General features: G+C 47.5%; 16 protein-coding genes. All 16 read left to right on the plus strand.

Annotated elements, in window-relative coordinates; all coding sequences use genetic code 11:
* The first annotated feature begins 113 nt into the window (after nucleotides 1-113).
* The 16 genes from nadB (at nucleotide 114) to lysS (ending at nucleotide 15,414) form a co-directional block, all read left to right on the plus strand.
* On the plus strand, nucleotides 114-1,727 hold the full coding sequence (gene nadB / locus KAI37_RS00290; RefSeq protein WP_220030531.1) for an L-aspartate oxidase: 1,614 nt from the start codon (nucleotides 114-116) through the stop codon (nucleotides 1,725-1,727).
* Nucleotides 1,717-2,607, plus strand: a complete 891-nt coding sequence (gene nadC, locus KAI37_RS00295) for a carboxylating nicotinate-nucleotide diphosphorylase (RefSeq protein ID WP_025718329.1) — start codon at nucleotides 1,717-1,719, stop codon at nucleotides 2,605-2,607. The genes nadB and nadC overlap by 11 nt, the downstream gene beginning before the upstream one ends.
* 6 nt (nucleotides 2,608-2,613) lie before the next feature.
* Nucleotides 2,614-3,381, plus strand: coding sequence for a type III pantothenate kinase (locus KAI37_RS00300; RefSeq protein WP_025718328.1), 768 nt, complete (start codon nucleotides 2,614-2,616; stop codon nucleotides 3,379-3,381).
* A gap of 219 nt (nucleotides 3,382-3,600) precedes the next feature.
* Complete coding sequence (gene hslO, locus KAI37_RS00305; RefSeq protein ID WP_220030532.1) at nucleotides 3,601-4,485, plus strand: Hsp33 family molecular chaperone HslO; 885 nt, start codon at nucleotides 3,601-3,603, stop codon at nucleotides 4,483-4,485.
* A gap of 20 nt (nucleotides 4,486-4,505) precedes the next feature.
* On the plus strand, nucleotides 4,506-5,450 hold the full coding sequence (locus tag KAI37_RS00310) for a peptidyl-prolyl cis-trans isomerase (RefSeq protein WP_220030533.1): 945 nt from the start codon (nucleotides 4,506-4,508) through the stop codon (nucleotides 5,448-5,450).
* Between the two features lie 239 nt (nucleotides 5,451-5,689).
* Nucleotides 5,690-6,628, plus strand: coding sequence for a cysteine synthase A (cysK, locus tag KAI37_RS00315; RefSeq protein WP_028542507.1), 939 nt, complete (start codon nucleotides 5,690-5,692; stop codon nucleotides 6,626-6,628).
* A 126-nt stretch (nucleotides 6,629-6,754) separates the two neighbouring features.
* Nucleotides 6,755-8,377 carry an anthranilate synthase component I family protein gene (locus tag KAI37_RS00320; RefSeq protein ID WP_071639021.1) on the plus strand — a complete coding sequence of 541 codons (1,623 nt, stop codon included), beginning with the start codon at nucleotides 6,755-6,757 and terminating at the stop codon, nucleotides 8,375-8,377.
* Between the two features lie 5 nt (nucleotides 8,378-8,382).
* A complete protein-coding gene (gene pabA / locus KAI37_RS00325) occupies nucleotides 8,383-8,958 on the plus strand; it encodes an aminodeoxychorismate/anthranilate synthase component II (protein ID WP_013308153.1) in 576 nt (191 codons plus the stop codon).
* 3 nt (nucleotides 8,959-8,961) lie between these two features.
* Complete coding sequence (locus tag KAI37_RS00330; protein WP_220030534.1) at nucleotides 8,962-9,858, plus strand: aminotransferase class IV; 897 nt, start codon at nucleotides 8,962-8,964, stop codon at nucleotides 9,856-9,858.
* Nucleotides 9,855-10,724: a dihydropteroate synthase gene (gene folP / locus KAI37_RS00335; protein WP_071639023.1), complete on the plus strand. Its 870-nt coding sequence runs from the start codon at nucleotides 9,855-9,857 to the stop codon at nucleotides 10,722-10,724. Before KAI37_RS00330 ends, folP begins: the two co-directional genes overlap by 4 nt.
* A gap of 216 nt (nucleotides 10,725-10,940) precedes the next feature.
* Nucleotides 10,941-11,303 carry a dihydroneopterin aldolase gene (folB, locus tag KAI37_RS00340; RefSeq protein WP_023986457.1) on the plus strand — a complete coding sequence of 121 codons (363 nt, stop codon included), beginning with the start codon at nucleotides 10,941-10,943 and terminating at the stop codon, nucleotides 11,301-11,303.
* A 9-nt stretch (nucleotides 11,304-11,312) separates the two neighbouring features.
* Nucleotides 11,313-11,861 (plus strand): 2-amino-4-hydroxy-6-hydroxymethyldihydropteridine diphosphokinase, encoded by a 549-nt coding sequence (folK, locus tag KAI37_RS00345; protein WP_076294556.1) that lies wholly within the window; start codon nucleotides 11,313-11,315, stop codon nucleotides 11,859-11,861.
* Nucleotides 11,813-12,013 carry a helix-turn-helix domain-containing protein gene (locus KAI37_RS00350; protein ID WP_025719314.1) on the plus strand — a complete coding sequence of 67 codons (201 nt, stop codon included), beginning with the start codon at nucleotides 11,813-11,815 and terminating at the stop codon, nucleotides 12,011-12,013. Before folK ends, KAI37_RS00350 begins: the two co-directional genes overlap by 49 nt.
* A 44-nt stretch (nucleotides 12,014-12,057) precedes the next feature.
* Entirely contained in the window at nucleotides 12,058-13,086 is a 1,029-nt protein-coding gene (gene dusB / locus KAI37_RS00355; protein WP_071639026.1) for a tRNA dihydrouridine synthase DusB, read from the plus strand.
* Between the two features lie 214 nt (nucleotides 13,087-13,300).
* Nucleotides 13,301-13,777: a transcription elongation factor GreA gene (gene greA / locus KAI37_RS00360; protein ID WP_013308160.1), complete on the plus strand. Its 477-nt coding sequence runs from the start codon at nucleotides 13,301-13,303 to the stop codon at nucleotides 13,775-13,777.
* Between the two features lie 110 nt (nucleotides 13,778-13,887).
* Nucleotides 13,888-15,414: a lysine--tRNA ligase gene (lysS, locus tag KAI37_RS00365; RefSeq protein ID WP_029514639.1), complete on the plus strand. Its 1,527-nt coding sequence runs from the start codon at nucleotides 13,888-13,890 to the stop codon at nucleotides 15,412-15,414.
* Nucleotides 15,415-15,439 lie beyond the last annotated feature (25 nt).

A 15,439-nucleotide genomic window follows, 5' to 3' on the forward strand; every position in this document is an offset into this window, starting at 1 on the left:
TTATAAAAGCCAACAGCCGCTGCAATCGACTTTCTATCATTTTGAACATATACGTGAGCGCATACTGTAGAACCTATGGTGTGCGCTATTCTTCTGTGAAATCAGGTGAAGGCATGATTCCAAGATATCTAGTTGATTTTGATGTAGCGGAATTGACCCGATTGGAGGCCGATGTGTTAATTATCGGCTCGGGCATTGCGGGCTTATATACGGCGATTAAGGCTGCGGAGAATCGGAAAGTGTTGCTGATTACCAAGAAGGCTTTAATGGAAAGCAACACGCGTTATGCTCAAGGCGGCATCGCTGCTGTCACATCGGACGAGGATACACCAGCTTATCATATGGAAGATACCCTGATTGCTGGTGCAGGTCTGTGTGAATGTGAGGCGGTCAGTACGCTTGTCCATGAAGGTCCAGTTGGTATTCAAGAGTTAATACGTTTGGGGACGGCTTTTGATCGTGTGGAGGGTGACCTAGCGTTGACACGGGAAGGAGCACATAGTCATCGGCGTATTTTGCATGCAAATGGAGATGCTACGGGTTATGAGATTGTTCGTGCGTTGTCAAAGCAGGTTGCTGCCCATCCCGGTATCGAAGTGTGGGAAGAGTGCATGGTAATTGATCTGCTGACGGAGCATGGTGAGTGTATTGGGGCACTCGTCCAAAACCCAGGTGGGGAAAGGTCGTATATAACTGCTAATGCAACGATTTTGTGCTCAGGAGGTAGCGGGCAATTATACCGTTATACGACCAACCCGGATATTGCAACCGGGGATGGTATTGCTATGGCATATCGTGCTGGGGCGATTGTACGGGATATGGAATTCATACAGTTTCATCCTACGGCGTTGTGCCATCCGGGCGCTCCAAGGTTTCTAATTTCTGAAGCTGTACGGGGAGAAGGAGCCGTGTTACGCAATATTCACGGAGAACGCTTCATGGACAAGTATGATTCCCGGCAGGAGCTTGCACCCAGAGATATCGTAGCTCGTGCTATCATTCATGAGATGGAACGCACCCAAGCTGCGTTTGTATACCTGGATATTACACACGAGCCGCCAGAGCGGGTGAAGCAACGTTTTCCAACCATTTATCGGACATGTCTGTCATTTGGTTTGGATATGACGACAGACTGGATCCCCATTGCGCCTGCTGCTCATTATATGATGGGTGGTGTTCAAACCAATTTACACGGGGAAAGCTGCATTGCGCGTTTGTTCGCCTGCGGGGAGACCTCTTCTACAGGTGTTCATGGAGCTAATCGTCTGGCAAGCAATTCGTTATCTGAAGCTATTGTATTCGCCAGCAGGATTATTGAGCGACTGCATTCATTGCCACCTCTGGTCGGCCATACGTTGATATCTTATAGCGATAACCGTACAGAGTTCCCGGCTTCATCCGTCGCGGAGCAGCGGCATAAGCTGCAAGAAGCAATGGTTCGTTATGCTGGAGTTCGGCGGCACGGCGAGGGGTTGCAAGCAGCATTAGATGAGCTGCAAGGGCAAATGCCTATTTTTGAGGGTGTGATCGCCGGCCGGGAAGAGATCGAATTTGCCAATTTGCTCACCTGTGCTTTATTAGTAACAGATGGTGCGCTGCTACGTGAGGAGAGCCGGGGAGCGCATTATCGCGAGGATTTTCCTGAGACAGATGATAGCGTCTGGCGAAAGCATGTTCAGCAGAGACGTGAGCAAGGGATAACGGAGGAGTACGTTCATGACATCTAACAGCGAGCTTTATGGAGAGTTTAGTGGATATCAGGAAGAACTGACAGCACAAATTCGCAGCTGGCTGCGAGAGGATACGGGCTCTGGCGATGTAACCACGCGCTGGACGATTGAGCAGGGCCACCAATCCAAGGCTGTCATTCATGCCAAGGAGAGCGGCGTGGTTGCCGGTTTACCCGTGGCTGCCCTTGTATTTCAGGTAGTGGACCCTTTCTTGTCGTTCACTCCGCTGGTGACGGATGGACAGTGGATTGAAAAGGGAAGCGTTTTGGCGGAAGTGACGGGGAGTACCCATGCAATTCTGACTGGAGAACGACTGGCGTTAAATTTGCTCCAACGGATGTCTGGCATTGCCACGCGGACTCGGGCTTTTATAGATCAATTGCATGGTTTGTCCACTCGCTTGGTGGATACACGTAAAACAACACCAGGACATCGGTTGCTGGAGAAGTATGCTGTGCGTGTAGGCGGTGGCTCGAATCATCGCTTTGGCCTGTACGATGCTGTTATGATTAAGGATAATCATATTAAGGGTGCAGGTGGGATTGAACAGGCTGTAAGTCGAGCGCGCGCTAATATACCGCATACGATGACGATTGAAGTAGAGACGGAAAACATGAAACAAGTTCAGGAAGCCCTGGAAGCTGGGGCGGATATCATTATGCTGGATAACATGTCTGCCCCAGATATGAAGGAAGCCGTTCGGTTCATTCGGGAACGGGCACCACATGTCAAAACAGAAGCCTCGGGCAATGTATCGCTGGATACAGTGCGTGAGATGGCTGAGAGTGGCGTAGATGTGATTTCTGTCGGCAGGCTGACTTACTCTTTTCATAACCTAGATATCAGCCTTGACCTTAACGCAAAGAAAGATAGGTGACACCCATTGATTCTTGTAGTGGATGTAGGTAATACCAATATTGTTCTGGGGATATACGAAGGGCGGGAGCTGTTGCACCATTACCGGATCAGTACCTCCAGACAGGCAACCGCAGATGAATACGGCGTACTCATACATAATCTTTTTAGTATGGGTGGCGTATTAAAGGAAGACATCCAGGGAGTTATTATTTCCTCTGTCGTTCCGCCGTTGGTCCGTGTATTAGAAGAAATGTGCGATAAATACATAGGCAAAACGCCGTTAATCGTCGGACCGGGAATCAAGACCGGTCTTAACCTGCGTTATGAGAATCCACGTGAAGTAGGCGCGGATCGGATCGTGAACGCTGTTGCGGCAGTCGAACGGTTCGGCGGGCCACTGGTTGTGGTGGATTTTGGGACAGCGACGACGTTTGATTGTATTGACGATAAGGGAAACTACTTGGGCGGTGTCATTGTGCCGGGTATCGGGATTTCGACAGAGGCACTGTATCAACGGGCTTCCAAGCTACCCCGCATCGAGTTGGAGAAACCCAAAAAGGTTATTGGTCGTAATACGGTTCATGCCATGCAAGCTGGGATTATCTTCGGTTATGCTGGGCAAGTGGATGGCATTGTGCGGCGCATTAAGGAAGAAATGCAGGCGGAGCCTACAGTTATTGCTACCGGAGGTCTTGCAGAGCTAATCGCATCAGAGACAGAGAGCATTCAGAAAGTGTTGCCGATGTTGACGCTCGAAGGATTACGCATCATTTACCAACGTAACGCCGAATAAAAAAGTGGATATAAGCTGCCGCTGAGTCCAACCGAATGATCTTATCGGTTTGGATTAGCGGCGTTTTTCGTCTATACTGAAATATGTTACGTTTTTGAACAATTCGCGTGATCTGTAGATGCAGGTTGTTTATATAGTAGGAAATTATGCTTCAATGATGAGCAATACTAACGAAAATAAGCAGCATAGCTGTCCTGGTGAATAGGGGAGGATATCAATATGGAAAATAAGCAGGATCGACTTATTCGTGGAACAGCCATGGATGGGAGGGTTAGAGCTTTTGCTGTTCGGACAACTCAATTGGTAGAGGAATTGCGGAGAAGACATGATACGTATCCAACGGCTACCGCTGCTTTGGGGCGAACCCTCACAGCAGGTGCTATTATGGGTTCTATGCTAAAAGGCAAAGAGCGATTGACCATTCAAGTTAAAGGTGATGGACCGATTGGGCAAATCATCGTTGATGCCAATGCTGTAGGAGAAGTGCGAGGTTATGTTACTGAACCGCATGTGCATTTGCCAAGCAATAGTATGGGCAAACTGGATGTAGCGGGTGCCGTAGGTACAGAGGGGTTCATTCATATCATCAAGGATTTGGGGTTAAAAGAACCGTATCGCGGCAGTACTCCGATTATTTCCGGTGAACTGGGTGAGGACTTTACCTATTATTTTGCCAAATCAGAACAGACCCCGTCAGCGGTGGGCTTGGGTGTGCTGGTAGATACTGATAACTCGGTTATTGTGTCTGGTGGATTTATTATTCAGTTGCTTCCAGGCTTGAATGATGATGAGATTACTGCGATCGAAAATGCAGTCAGCTCCATTCCACCCGTTACTGCTTTGCTGGATCAAGGGTTGGAACTTGATGAAATGCTGCGCTGGATGCTGCCGGACGTTCGGATTCTCGATGAATTGGATATCCATTTTCAATGTGAGTGTTCACGTGAGCGCGTGGAAAAAACATTGATCAGTTTGGGAGAAAGCGAATTAGAGCAGTTAATTGAGGAAGAAGGACAGGCTGAGGTCGTATGTCACTTTTGTAATGAGGCTTATCAGTTTAATAAGGATGAATTGCAAAATCTGTTAGATCAAGCCAAATCCTAACCGGATGGGCGGTGCAAGCGATGACTACACGGGAAAAAGGATTATGGACAGCTGTCATTATTCTGACCGTTAGCGTCGCCGCCTTGGGTGGTCTTATCATGCTTCGGGGGCTGTCAAAGCCGGGTGATGTAAGCAAGGATGACGGCGATCATACTGTGGCGGAGATGGGTCAGGAAGGCATATCGGAGGAACAGTGGGTAGCGGAACTGAAAAAGCGATATGGAACCAATACGCTGCTGCAAATGTTGAATCGTAAAGCCGTGCAGGCTGAAACCAAGCGTCTTGGTATCAAGATCACCCAAGAGGATTTACAGCAGGTGCTGGAGCAGGATAGTAAAGGGTATGACTCAGATCATGCCTACTTTGATGAAATGCAGCGACAGTTTGGCTTAGATCCGGTTGACTTGCGGAATGAAGCGGAATACCGGATTGGTTTGGAGAAAATAGCCACGCAGGGTATTCAAGTTCAGGAAGCTGAGATTGACGAGTATTGGGAACAGCACCATGAGGAATTTGCCTTCGGTAAGCAGATCCAATTGGCAGCTCTTTATGTGGATAATGCGGAGGAAGCAGAAGCGTTGCTAGATCGGGTCAAGCAGGGGGAGAGCTTCGATGTGCTGATTCAAGAGTACTCAGGTAAGCCTTTTGGCAAGGATAGCAGCGGGCAGTTGGGATGGGTGGATGAATATGATCCATTGCAACCGGAGGCGATCATGAAGGCGGCGAGAGAGCTAAGCTCCGGGGATGTTGCAGGTCCGATCTCTGTTAACGATGGCTATGCTGTCATTTATGTACAGGATGTCCGGTTGAAGAGTTCTCCGGATAAGCAGCAGATCCGGCAGCAAATTCGCCGATCTCTTGCGCTTGCACAGGCCGCTCCTTTGGAAGAGGTCGAGAAGAGTCTACGTGATAAATATGGAGCGCGTATTTTATCTGGAAAAGATGCATCCTCTGCTGCTTTGTAACGTAGTGAAAGAATATTGGTTTGAAGGAAGCACGATGCTGATAACGCGGGTTGCCAGCATCGCGGCTTACTCACTCGTATTGACATTGGAATTGAAGATTGTTATGATTAGCGTATAAAACCCACTATTTTTATCGGAAATTAAATGAACGGTACAAAATTAAAGTGATTGACTAAGATTGATCTACAATATGATTTCGCAATTTTTAATATATCATCTACAGTCAGGGAGGAATTATCATGGCTAAAGTTGTTAATAACATCACCGAACTTATCGGGGAAACTCCCCTCGTTCGGCTCAACCGGATCGTACCGGAAGATAGCGCCGAAATTTATTTGAAACTGGAATATCAGAACCCAGGCTCCAGTGTAAAAGATCGTATTGCGATTAGCATGGTAGAAGAAGCTGAACGTGAAGGTTTGCTTAAGCCAGGCGGTACGATTATTGAAGCAACTAGCGGTAATACAGGAATCGGCTTGGCTATGGTTGCTGCTGCGAAGGGCTATAAGGCAGTAATCGTTATGCCAGAAACGATGAGCATAGAGCGTCGTAATTTGTTGCGTGCCTATGGAGCCGAACTTGTGTTAACACCAGGATCAGAAGGCATGAACGGGTCCGTTAAGAAAATGGAAGAATTGCTGAGTGAAAATCCGGAATATTTTGCTGCTGAGCAGTTCAAAAACAAAGCTAATATCAAAATTCACCGTGAAACGACCGGTCCTGAGATTGTGGAAGCCATTCGTTCCATTGGCGGAACTCTGGACGCTTTTATAGCGGGAATAGGTACTGGTGGAACCATTTCTGGTGCCGGAGAAGTGCTTAAGAAAGAATTCCCTGATATTAAAGTTGTGGCTGTAGAGCCTGCCTCTTCCCCGCTGTTAGCAGGCGGTAAGCCAGGACCCCACAAGATTCAAGGGCTGGGTGCCAACTTTATTCCTGAAATTTTAAACCGTGATATCTATGATGAAATTATTCATGTAGAAAACGATGAAGCTTTCGAGGTAGCACGTAGAGTGGCCAAGGAAGAGGGCATTTTGTCCGGTATTTCATCTGGCGCGGCTGTTCATGCGGCTTTGAAACTTGCTAAGCAATTGGGCAAGGGTAAACGGATCGTTGTCATTGTTCCAAGTAATGGAGAACGTTACCTGAGTACACCACTATACAATTTCGAGCTGTAATTATGTCGTAATTGTGTATACTATACGTAAGGATTCCCTCATTTCCCTGTTGCAGGGGGGTGGGGGTTTCTTTTTAAGGAGAGAATATAGACTTATTGAAAAGTAGGGAAGGGGAAGCACACACGGATGAAATCGACAGCTAGAGTGACGGAGGCGCAGTGGCAGGTTTGGCAGGAGGAAGGCTGGAGCATACTTCCTTATATTGCTGAGTACTCATTACCCGTGGGGGGTCTACCGTCATCGTGGCAAAAGGCTTGGGAGGATTCGTCTCCATATGCCTTTTTGCTGGAGAGCGCTAAAGGTGGGAGGTACACCTATCTGGCCTTAAATCCGGTTGCTATATTGGAGGGCGAGGGAGAACATGCAGTTTGGACTGATTTGCAAAGCGGGAAACATGGAGAAATGCATGGTAAACCTTTGAAAGTCATGAGCAACTGGATCGCTCCTTACCGTGCGCCGCGTGTACCTGGCATGCCTTTTTTCTCTGGAGGATTTGCGGGTTATCTTGGCTACGATGTAGCTCGCTCGTTGGAGCGTTTGCCATCTCAAGCTGCAGACGATACGGGCATACCTGATTATGTATGGATGCGGGTGGATGAGCTATGGATTTATGATCACGAGAAATCCTGCATATATTGTGCTGTTCATATGCCCGCTCCTGCGCATTCCGATAAAGTCAGCAATAATACCGATTTGACCAATCATGCTATGCTGGATGGGCCGAATCCTATACTTTGCGAGTATTACGCGGAAGCTGCCCAACGTGCAGAACGTATGCTGACTCAGTGGAATAACATCATAAATGCAGGAGAGATTGATCCTGCGTACCCTCGTCGTTGTGCTAGGCTCGCCGAAGAAGGGTTAGAGGCTGCTCATCTTGAATCTGAAGGCTGGACAGCGGCATTCAACCAACAGGATTTTGAACAAGCCGTGAAACGTGTGCAGGAATACATTGCCCAAGGGGATGTATTCCAGGTTAATTTGTCGATTCGTCAGCAACGTGCGCTTACAGCCCCCCCTGAAAATATATATGAATGGCTTCGTCTGCTGAATCCTTCCCCTTATATGGGTATGCTGCGTATGCCAGATTTACGGATCGTTAGTGGCTCGCCGGAATTGTTGGTGAAGCTGGAGAATGGACGTGTGAGCGCCCGACCTATTGCAGGTACGAGAAGAAGAGGGCTAACACCGGATGAAGATGCCGCTATGGCAGCAGAGCTTCTATCAAGCGAAAAAGAACGCGCCGAGCATATTATGCTCGTCGATCTGGAGCGTAACGATATCGGACGGATTGCCGAATACGGATCGGTGCATGTGCCTGAACTGCTGACGGTCGAATATTATTCGCACGTTATGCACCTGGTTTCTCAGGTTGAGGGAAAATTAGCCCCAGGTCGTACAGCTATAGATGTAATTGCTGCTACCTTTCCAGGCGGAACCATTACCGGGGCACCCAAGGTGCGCACCATGGAAATTATTGAAGAATTAGAGCCCGTTCGTCGGGGGCCTTATACAGGGTCCCTTGGATGGATTGACTATAACGGCAATATGGAATTAAATATTATAATAAGAACATTAGCTGTTAAAGGCAGCACTGCCTATTTACAGACAGGTGCGGGGATCGTCATCGATTCAGAGCCGTACAGGGAATACCGGGAATGTCGGAACAAGGCTAGAGCTGTCATGAAGGCGGTACAATGTGGTGAAGAAGAAGCCGCTTTGAGCAGAGGCGGTATCACAGGAGGGTGAGTCGTATGATTTTGGTGATTGATAATTATGATTCGTTTACGTACAATCTTGTTCAATATTTGGGTGAACTTGGCGAAGAAGTAACCGTAAAACGGAACGATGAGATTGATGTGAAAGGCATAGAAGAGCTGGCACCAGAGCATATTTTGATCTCGCCGGGCCCCTGCACGCCGAATGAGGCAGGGATATCACTGGATGTGATCAGCCATTTTAAAGGTCGCATTCCGATTTTTGGCGTTTGCCTCGGCCACCAGGCCATCGGACAGGCTTTCGGCGGTAAGGTTATCCGGGCTGAACGACTCATGCACGGTAAAACATCACCGATTCTTCATCACAATACGTCAGTATTTGAAGGTTTGCCTTCTCCGTTCACAGCAACCCGGTATCACTCATTGCTGGTGGAGCGCGAGAGTCTGCCTGAATGTCTAGAGATTACCGCTGAAACCGCAGAAGGCGAAATTATGGGTTTGCGGCATAAAGAATTTGCCGTAGAAGGAGTCCAGTTCCATCCAGAATCCATTATTACGGATTATGGGCATCAACTGTTACGCAATTTCCTAAAACGCAAGGTAGGCGTCTGATTCATGAAATATATCGGAGTCAATGGCGTCCTCACGGAAGCCGAAAAAGCCGTGATTCACGTAAGTGATCACGGCTTTTTATACGGAATGGGTTTGTTTGAAACATTCCGCACCTACAAGGGTGTCCCATTCTTGCTGGATCGGCATCTGCATCGACTGCAGGAAGGTTGCCGAATGCTCGGCATTCCTTTTCAACCGGATGAGGAGCAACTTACGAGACACATTCAACATCTGATAGTGGCGAATGGACTGGATGAAGCCTATATCCGTTACACTGTATCAGCGGGCGAAGAGGTGCTAGGATTGCCGACGGGGGACTATACGCGTCCTAATCATATTCTGTTCGCTAAAACGTTGCCCTCTACCAATACACAAACCGGTCAATCCACTTCCCCATCGGCACTTCAGTTGTTGCGAACTCCCAGAAACACTCCAGAGGGTGAGGTTCGCTTAAAGTCGCTCCATTATATGAATAATATTCTTGCAAAGCGGGAACTTCAGCAGTATGCCGAGGCTGTCCGTTATAAGGCTGAAGGAATGATGCTTACGGCGGATGGTTTTCTGGCAGAAGGAATGGTCAGCAATCTGTTCTTTGTGCGGAACAATACGTTGTATACCCCTGACTTGTCTACAGGGATTCTGCCAGGCATTACGCGTGAGTTCATTTTGGAGCTGGCGCATCTGCGAGACATTCCTTGTGAGCAAGGCCTGTACCGCTGGGACGAGCTGAAACAGGCTGATGAAATTTTTATGACCAACTCTATACAAGAAATACGGCCCGTGGATTTGTTGTTGGAGCCGGGAGGAGCAGCGAACCATTTATCGGTTTCCTTGACGCAGCCCAGGTCCATAACAGCTTTGCTGTTGCACGATTATAGACAGAAAGCAGGGATCAAGTGAACATACCGACCCTTTATCAACGTAGTTACCGAATGGGAGATGCCGAGCTTACGCTCGGACATTCCACACAGATCATGGGTATACTGAATGTGACCCCAGATTCATTTTCCGATGGAGGATTACATTATAGTCCCGAGATTGCTGTTTTACATGCATTGAAGCTGGTGGAAGATGGAGCCGATATCATTGACATTGGTGGGGAGTCTACTCGCCCGGGTCATGATCCGGTAGGTGTGGAAGAGGAACTGGCTCGGGTCATTCCGGTCGTCCAGGCCATCCATCGTATCGCACCGCACATTCCGTTATCTGTAGATACTTACAAAGCCGAGGTAGCCAGACAGGCACTTGAGGCTGGCGCACATATCATTAATGATGTGTGGGGGTTTAAGGCAGACCCCGATATGGCGCGTGTAGCTTCGGAATTCGATTGCCCGGTCATTTTGATGCATAATCGTCATGACCGTAACTATAGTGATTTGGTTTCTGATATGCTGTCCGATTTAAAAGAAAGTATCCGATTAGCGCTGGATGCGGGGGTACGTGAGGAACAGATCATTTTAGACCCAGGTATCGGTTTTGCCAAGGATTACGATGAAAATATTCATGCCATGACTTCTCTCGATACATTGAGTCAGCTGGGCTTTCCGCTGTTATTGGCTACGTCACGCAAAAGATTTATTCGTACAGCACTGGATTTGCCTGTGAATGATGTGGTGGAGGGTACGGCGGCTACTGTTGCTTTTGGCATTGCTCAAGGGTGCCAAATTGTGCGTGTACACGATGTTGCGCAAATCAAGCGCACCGTACGTATGTGTGATGCGATGGTGTACGGGTCTAAAAATGCACTGAGTTATGGTGGTTGGTAGACGCTCCACGAATGATTTGATCCTACGATCGCTGTTGCAACGGGATTCTTTTGAATTGGTAAACATATGACTGTTAGAATCCCGTTGCAAAGGCGAATGCTCCGCTTCTTCGGATTCAAATCCTTCATTCCGCTACAACGCGCCATAAAGTCACTGTATTTTTAGAGAGAAATTTATTATAAAAAATTGAAATAAAAAACAGGGGGTCTACCCACGATGGATAAAATGGTTTTGCATCGTATGGAGTATTACGGATATCATGGCGTTTTTCCAGAGGAACGTAAGCTGGGACAGCGTTTCTACATTGATTTGGAACTGGAGCTTGATCTGCGTGAAGCGGGTGAGCAGGATGCTTTGGACAAAACGGTTAATTACGCCGAGGTGCATTACACCGTTAAAGATATTGTAGAAAAGGAATCTTACCAATTGATTGAAGCTTTGGGCGAACGTATTGCATCTTCCCTACTGGACACTTATACTAGTGTCAATGCACTGACTGTCAAAGTCACAAAGCCGCATCCGCCGTTTGATATTCATTTTCAGGGCGTGACGGTTGAGCTTTATCGCGCAAGAAAGTAGGAACGATACATGAATGCACATTCGACCTCTGAGGCATCAGAGGCTTATATTGCTTTAGGGGCTAATTTGGGGGAGCGCGAGCATACCCTGTATGAAGCCATTACGGTGCTGGACGAACATCCGGGTATACGGGTGCTTCGGTGCTCCAGCCTGTACGAAACAGAGCCTGTTGGGTATCTGGATCAACCTTCTTTTTTGAACATGACGGTAGCCGTATCTACAACACTTGCTCCAGAGGAGCTTCTGGTATATATGCTGGAGGTGGAGAGTCGTCTGGGGAGAGTAAGACATATTCCTAATGGGCCACGAACCATTGATCTGGATTTGTTATGGATGGAAGCGGCGCAACTGGCTACACCGGATTTGGAGCTTCCCCACCCTCGTATGTTGGAGCGTGCTTTTGTGCTGGTTCCTTTGGCTGATATCGTTCCGAACCAAGATCCGTCCGGTCTGTACAGTATCGTGCATACTGCATTGAATTCTGTGGATGGAAAGGACGGCATACAGCTTTGGAAAACATGCAGCTGGCGCAACGACTCCGCGCCTTTCGGAAGCTAAAAGGGTTCACACAGCAGGAGTTGGCAGAACGTACTGGTATATCTTTGACTGTATTAGGTGCTGTGGAGCGAGGCAATCGTACAGTAGACCCAGACATGCTGAACATCATCGCCCAAACGCTAGAAATTGAAGTCCGGGAACTGACCGAATGACGATAAGTGACGATACAAAAGAAAGAATAAAGGGGTGAACAGATATGTTGAAAATCGGCGATATTGAAATGAAAAATCAAGTCGTTCTGGCTCCGATGGCAGGCGTGTGTAACCCTGCTTTTCGCCTGATCGCCAAGGAATTCGGTACAGGTCTGGTGTGCGCAGAAATGGTTAGTGATAAGGCGATCATTCACGGCAACAAGCGTACGCGCGAGATGCTGTTTGTAGATGAGCGTGAGAAGCCGCTTAGCTTGCAAATTTTCGGGGGAGACCGCGAATCTTTGGTGGAAGCAGCGAAGGTCGTAGATCAGGAAACGAATGCAGATATTATTGATATCAATATGGGCTGCCCAGTTCCCAAAGTGACCAAATGTGATGCAGGTGCTCGTTGGCTGCTCGATCCAAACAAGATTTATGAAATGGTATCGGCGGTAGTGGAATCAGTAAGCAAGCCGGTTACCGTGAAAATGCGTATTGGTTGGGATAGCGAGCATATTTATGCCGTAGAGAACGCTCGCGCTGTTGAACGTGCCGGAGGTCAGGCCGTCAGCGTACATGGCCGTACACGGGAGCAACTGTATACGGGACATGCGAATTGGGATATTATAAAAGAAGTTAAAGAAGCAGTTTCCATTCCTGTAATTGGAAACGGTGATGTGGCATCACCGGAAGATGCCCGCCGTATGCTGGATTTGACCAATTGTGATGGCGTTATGATCGGACGCGGTGCTCTGGGGAATCCATGGATGCTCTACCGTACGATTGAGTACTTGCAAACAGGTGAGCTGTTGCCCGATCCTGCACCGGAAGAAAAAATCCGCATTGCCATTCTGCATATGGATCGTCTGGTTGCATTGAAGGGTGAAGCGGTAGCTGTCCGTGAAATGCGCAAGCATCTGGCTTGGTACCTCAAGGGGCTTAAAGGTTCTGCACGTATTAAGGATGTCATTATGGAAGAAACAAAGCGCGATGATATGGTACATATTTTGGAGCAATTTGTATCTCAATTGCACATGGTAGAAAACGATGAGCCTTCTACAAGCGCTGCTTCTCCTGCTGCTGTTGCGCAATAAGGAAGCTGTTCCGGCCTGCGCACGCGATTGACTTTTCCAATTGCTTGCCCTATAATCGTTCAGTATAAAATCTTGATGTATGCTACAAATTGTGTGCAGCTCTCAAGACAACAGCAGGAAATGTTCTCATTCCCTCAGAGTGGCATATTATGTTTTGAAAGCGTGCATTCCGATGCACTTTTAAACTTTTCCCATGACAGGAGAATCGGTTAAGATGAGCGATAAAGAAGTCATTCTGACACAGGAAGGTCTTAGAAAGCTCGAAGATGAGCTTGAGAACTTAAAGTCTGTCAAACGCCGCGAAGTGGCTGAACGGATTAAGGTAGCCATCGGATACGGAGATATTAGTGAAAACTCCGAATATGAGGATGCGAAGAATGAGCAGGCCTTTATTGAAGGCCGTGTAATTACGTTGGAAAAGATGCTACGCAATGCCCGCATTATCAATAGTGATGAAATTGACACCGATGTTGTGGGAGTAGGCGCAACTGTAACCGTTGAAGATTTGGAATTCGGAGATATTACAGAGTATGCTATCGTAGGCTCTGCCGAATCCGACCCGCTACAGAATAAGATTTCGAATGAAAGTCCGGTTGGCAAGGCAATTCTCGGTAAGAAAAAGGGAACTGTTGTGGATGTCACCGTTCCAGCAGGCGTTATTCAATATAAAATCGTGGATATCAAGAAATAAGACACGGACTTTGGAATTTAATGTAAAAGCTTCCTTGTGGAAGCTTTTTTTCTCTACACCCGGACGGACCCCGGCCCGTCTATTCATATTGAAGGAGCTGATTTAGCACCATGTCGGATGAAACTACTAACCAGGAAACACAAGAAAATCGCGAGGAATTAAGTGAATTATTGCAAATTCGTCGTGCCAAATTGGACGAGCTTCGCTCATTGGGCATTGATCCTTTTGGACGCAAATACATACGCACGGCTGAAGCGGGCGTACTACTGAGCAAGTATGACAGTTTGACTAAGGAAGAACTGGAAGAAAAGAATATTGAAGTTAGCATAGCAGGCCGTATTATGGCTAAACGTGTTATGGGAAAAGCCAGCTTTGCTCATATACAGGATCTGAGTGGACGTATTCAAATTTATGTTCGTCAAGACACGGTACCCGAATCCAAATATAAAGCATTTGGTATTTTGGATCTGGGCGATATTGTTGGTGTTAAGGGTGTGCTTTTTAAGACCAAAACAGGCGAAACGACAATCAAAGTGCTGGATATTGAGGTCTTGTCCAAATCCTTGTATCCATTACCGGAGAAATATCATGGTCTGAAGGATGTTGAATTGCGTTACCGTCAGCGGTATGTCGATCTGGTTATGAACCCTGAAGTACAAAAAACGTTCATTACACGGTCCCGCATTATTCAATCCATGCGTCGTTATCTCGATTCGCTCGGCTATTTGGAAGTTGAAACTCCAACATTGCATTCCATTGCTGGCGGGGCGGCAGCGAAGCCATTTGTTACGCACCATAATGCATTGGACATGCAGCTCTATATGCGTATTGCTATTGAACTCCATTTGAAACGACTAATTGTCGGCGGAATGGAGAAAGTATATGAGATCGGGCGTGTTTACCGTAATGAAGGTATTTCGACCCGCCATAACCCTGAGTTTACGATGATTGAGCTGTATGAAGCGTATGCTGATTATAAAGATATCATGCAATTGACGGAAAACATGGTTGCACATATTGCGCAGGAAGTACTGGGCACACAGCACATTCAATATCAAGGCCAGGAAGTGGATCTGACGCCGCAATGGCGCAGAGTTTCCATGGTCGATGCTGTAAAAGAAGTAACAGGCGTAGACTTTAGCGTGCAGATGAGTAATGAAGAAGCTCATCGCCTTGCGAAAGAGCATAAGGTTCCGGTTGAGCCGCATATGACATTTGGTCATATCCTGAATGCATTCTTTGAGCAGTTCGTAGAGGAAACGCTCATTCAGCCGACCTTTATTACTGGACATCCAGTTGAAATCTCGCCGTTGGCCAAGAAAAACGAACAAGATCCACGCTTTACGGATCGCTTCGAGCTGTTCGTAGTCGCTCGTGAGCATGCGAATGCGTTCACTGAGCTGAATGATCCAATCGATCAGCGCCAACGTTTTGAAGCACAATTGCTGGAACGTGAGCACGGTAACGACGAGGCACATGAAATGGATGATGACTTTATCCGCGCCTTGGAATACGGTATGCCGCCAACAGGCGGACTGGGCATCGGCATCGATCGTTTGGTCATGTTGCTGACAGATGCGCCTTCCATTCGCGATGTGCTGCTTTTCCCGCATATGCGTAACCGTACAGTAGAATAACATAACATTATGAATATAGAGGATC

Origin of the sequence: Paenibacillus sp. S25, assembly GCF_019454085.1 — a bacterium.
Taxonomy (GTDB): domain Bacteria; phylum Bacillota; class Bacilli; order Paenibacillales; family Paenibacillaceae; genus Paenibacillus; species Paenibacillus polymyxa_B.

What these genes read in the sequence shown, in the direction of transcription:
- KAI37_RS00310 (WP_220030533.1), top strand. Translation starts at nt 4,506, where the DNA reads ATGACTACACGGGAAAAAGGATTATGGACAGCTGTCATTATTCTGACC.
- pabA (WP_013308153.1), top strand. Translation starts at nt 8,383, where the DNA reads ATGATTTTGGTGATTGATAATTATGATTCGTTTACGTACAATCTTGTT.
- KAI37_RS00330 (WP_220030534.1), top strand. Translation starts at nt 8,962, where the DNA reads ATGAAATATATCGGAGTCAATGGCGTCCTCACGGAAGCCGAAAAAGCC.
- folB (WP_023986457.1), top strand. Translation starts at nt 10,941, where the DNA reads ATGGATAAAATGGTTTTGCATCGTATGGAGTATTACGGATATCATGGC.
- greA (WP_013308160.1), top strand. Translation starts at nt 13,301, where the DNA reads ATGAGCGATAAAGAAGTCATTCTGACACAGGAAGGTCTTAGAAAGCTC.
- hslO (WP_220030532.1), top strand. Translation starts at nt 3,601, where the DNA reads ATGGAAAATAAGCAGGATCGACTTATTCGTGGAACAGCCATGGATGGG.
- nadB (WP_220030531.1), top strand. Translation starts at nt 114, where the DNA reads ATGATTCCAAGATATCTAGTTGATTTTGATGTAGCGGAATTGACCCGA.
- dusB (WP_071639026.1), top strand. Translation starts at nt 12,058, where the DNA reads ATGTTGAAAATCGGCGATATTGAAATGAAAAATCAAGTCGTTCTGGCT.
- KAI37_RS00320 (WP_071639021.1), top strand. Translation starts at nt 6,755, where the DNA reads ATGAAATCGACAGCTAGAGTGACGGAGGCGCAGTGGCAGGTTTGGCAG.
- lysS (WP_029514639.1), top strand. Translation starts at nt 13,888, where the DNA reads ATGTCGGATGAAACTACTAACCAGGAAACACAAGAAAATCGCGAGGAA.
- folK (WP_076294556.1), top strand. Translation starts at nt 11,313, where the DNA reads ATGAATGCACATTCGACCTCTGAGGCATCAGAGGCTTATATTGCTTTA.
- nadC (WP_025718329.1), top strand. Translation starts at nt 1,717, where the DNA reads ATGACATCTAACAGCGAGCTTTATGGAGAGTTTAGTGGATATCAGGAA.
- cysK (WP_028542507.1), top strand. Translation starts at nt 5,690, where the DNA reads ATGGCTAAAGTTGTTAATAACATCACCGAACTTATCGGGGAAACTCCC.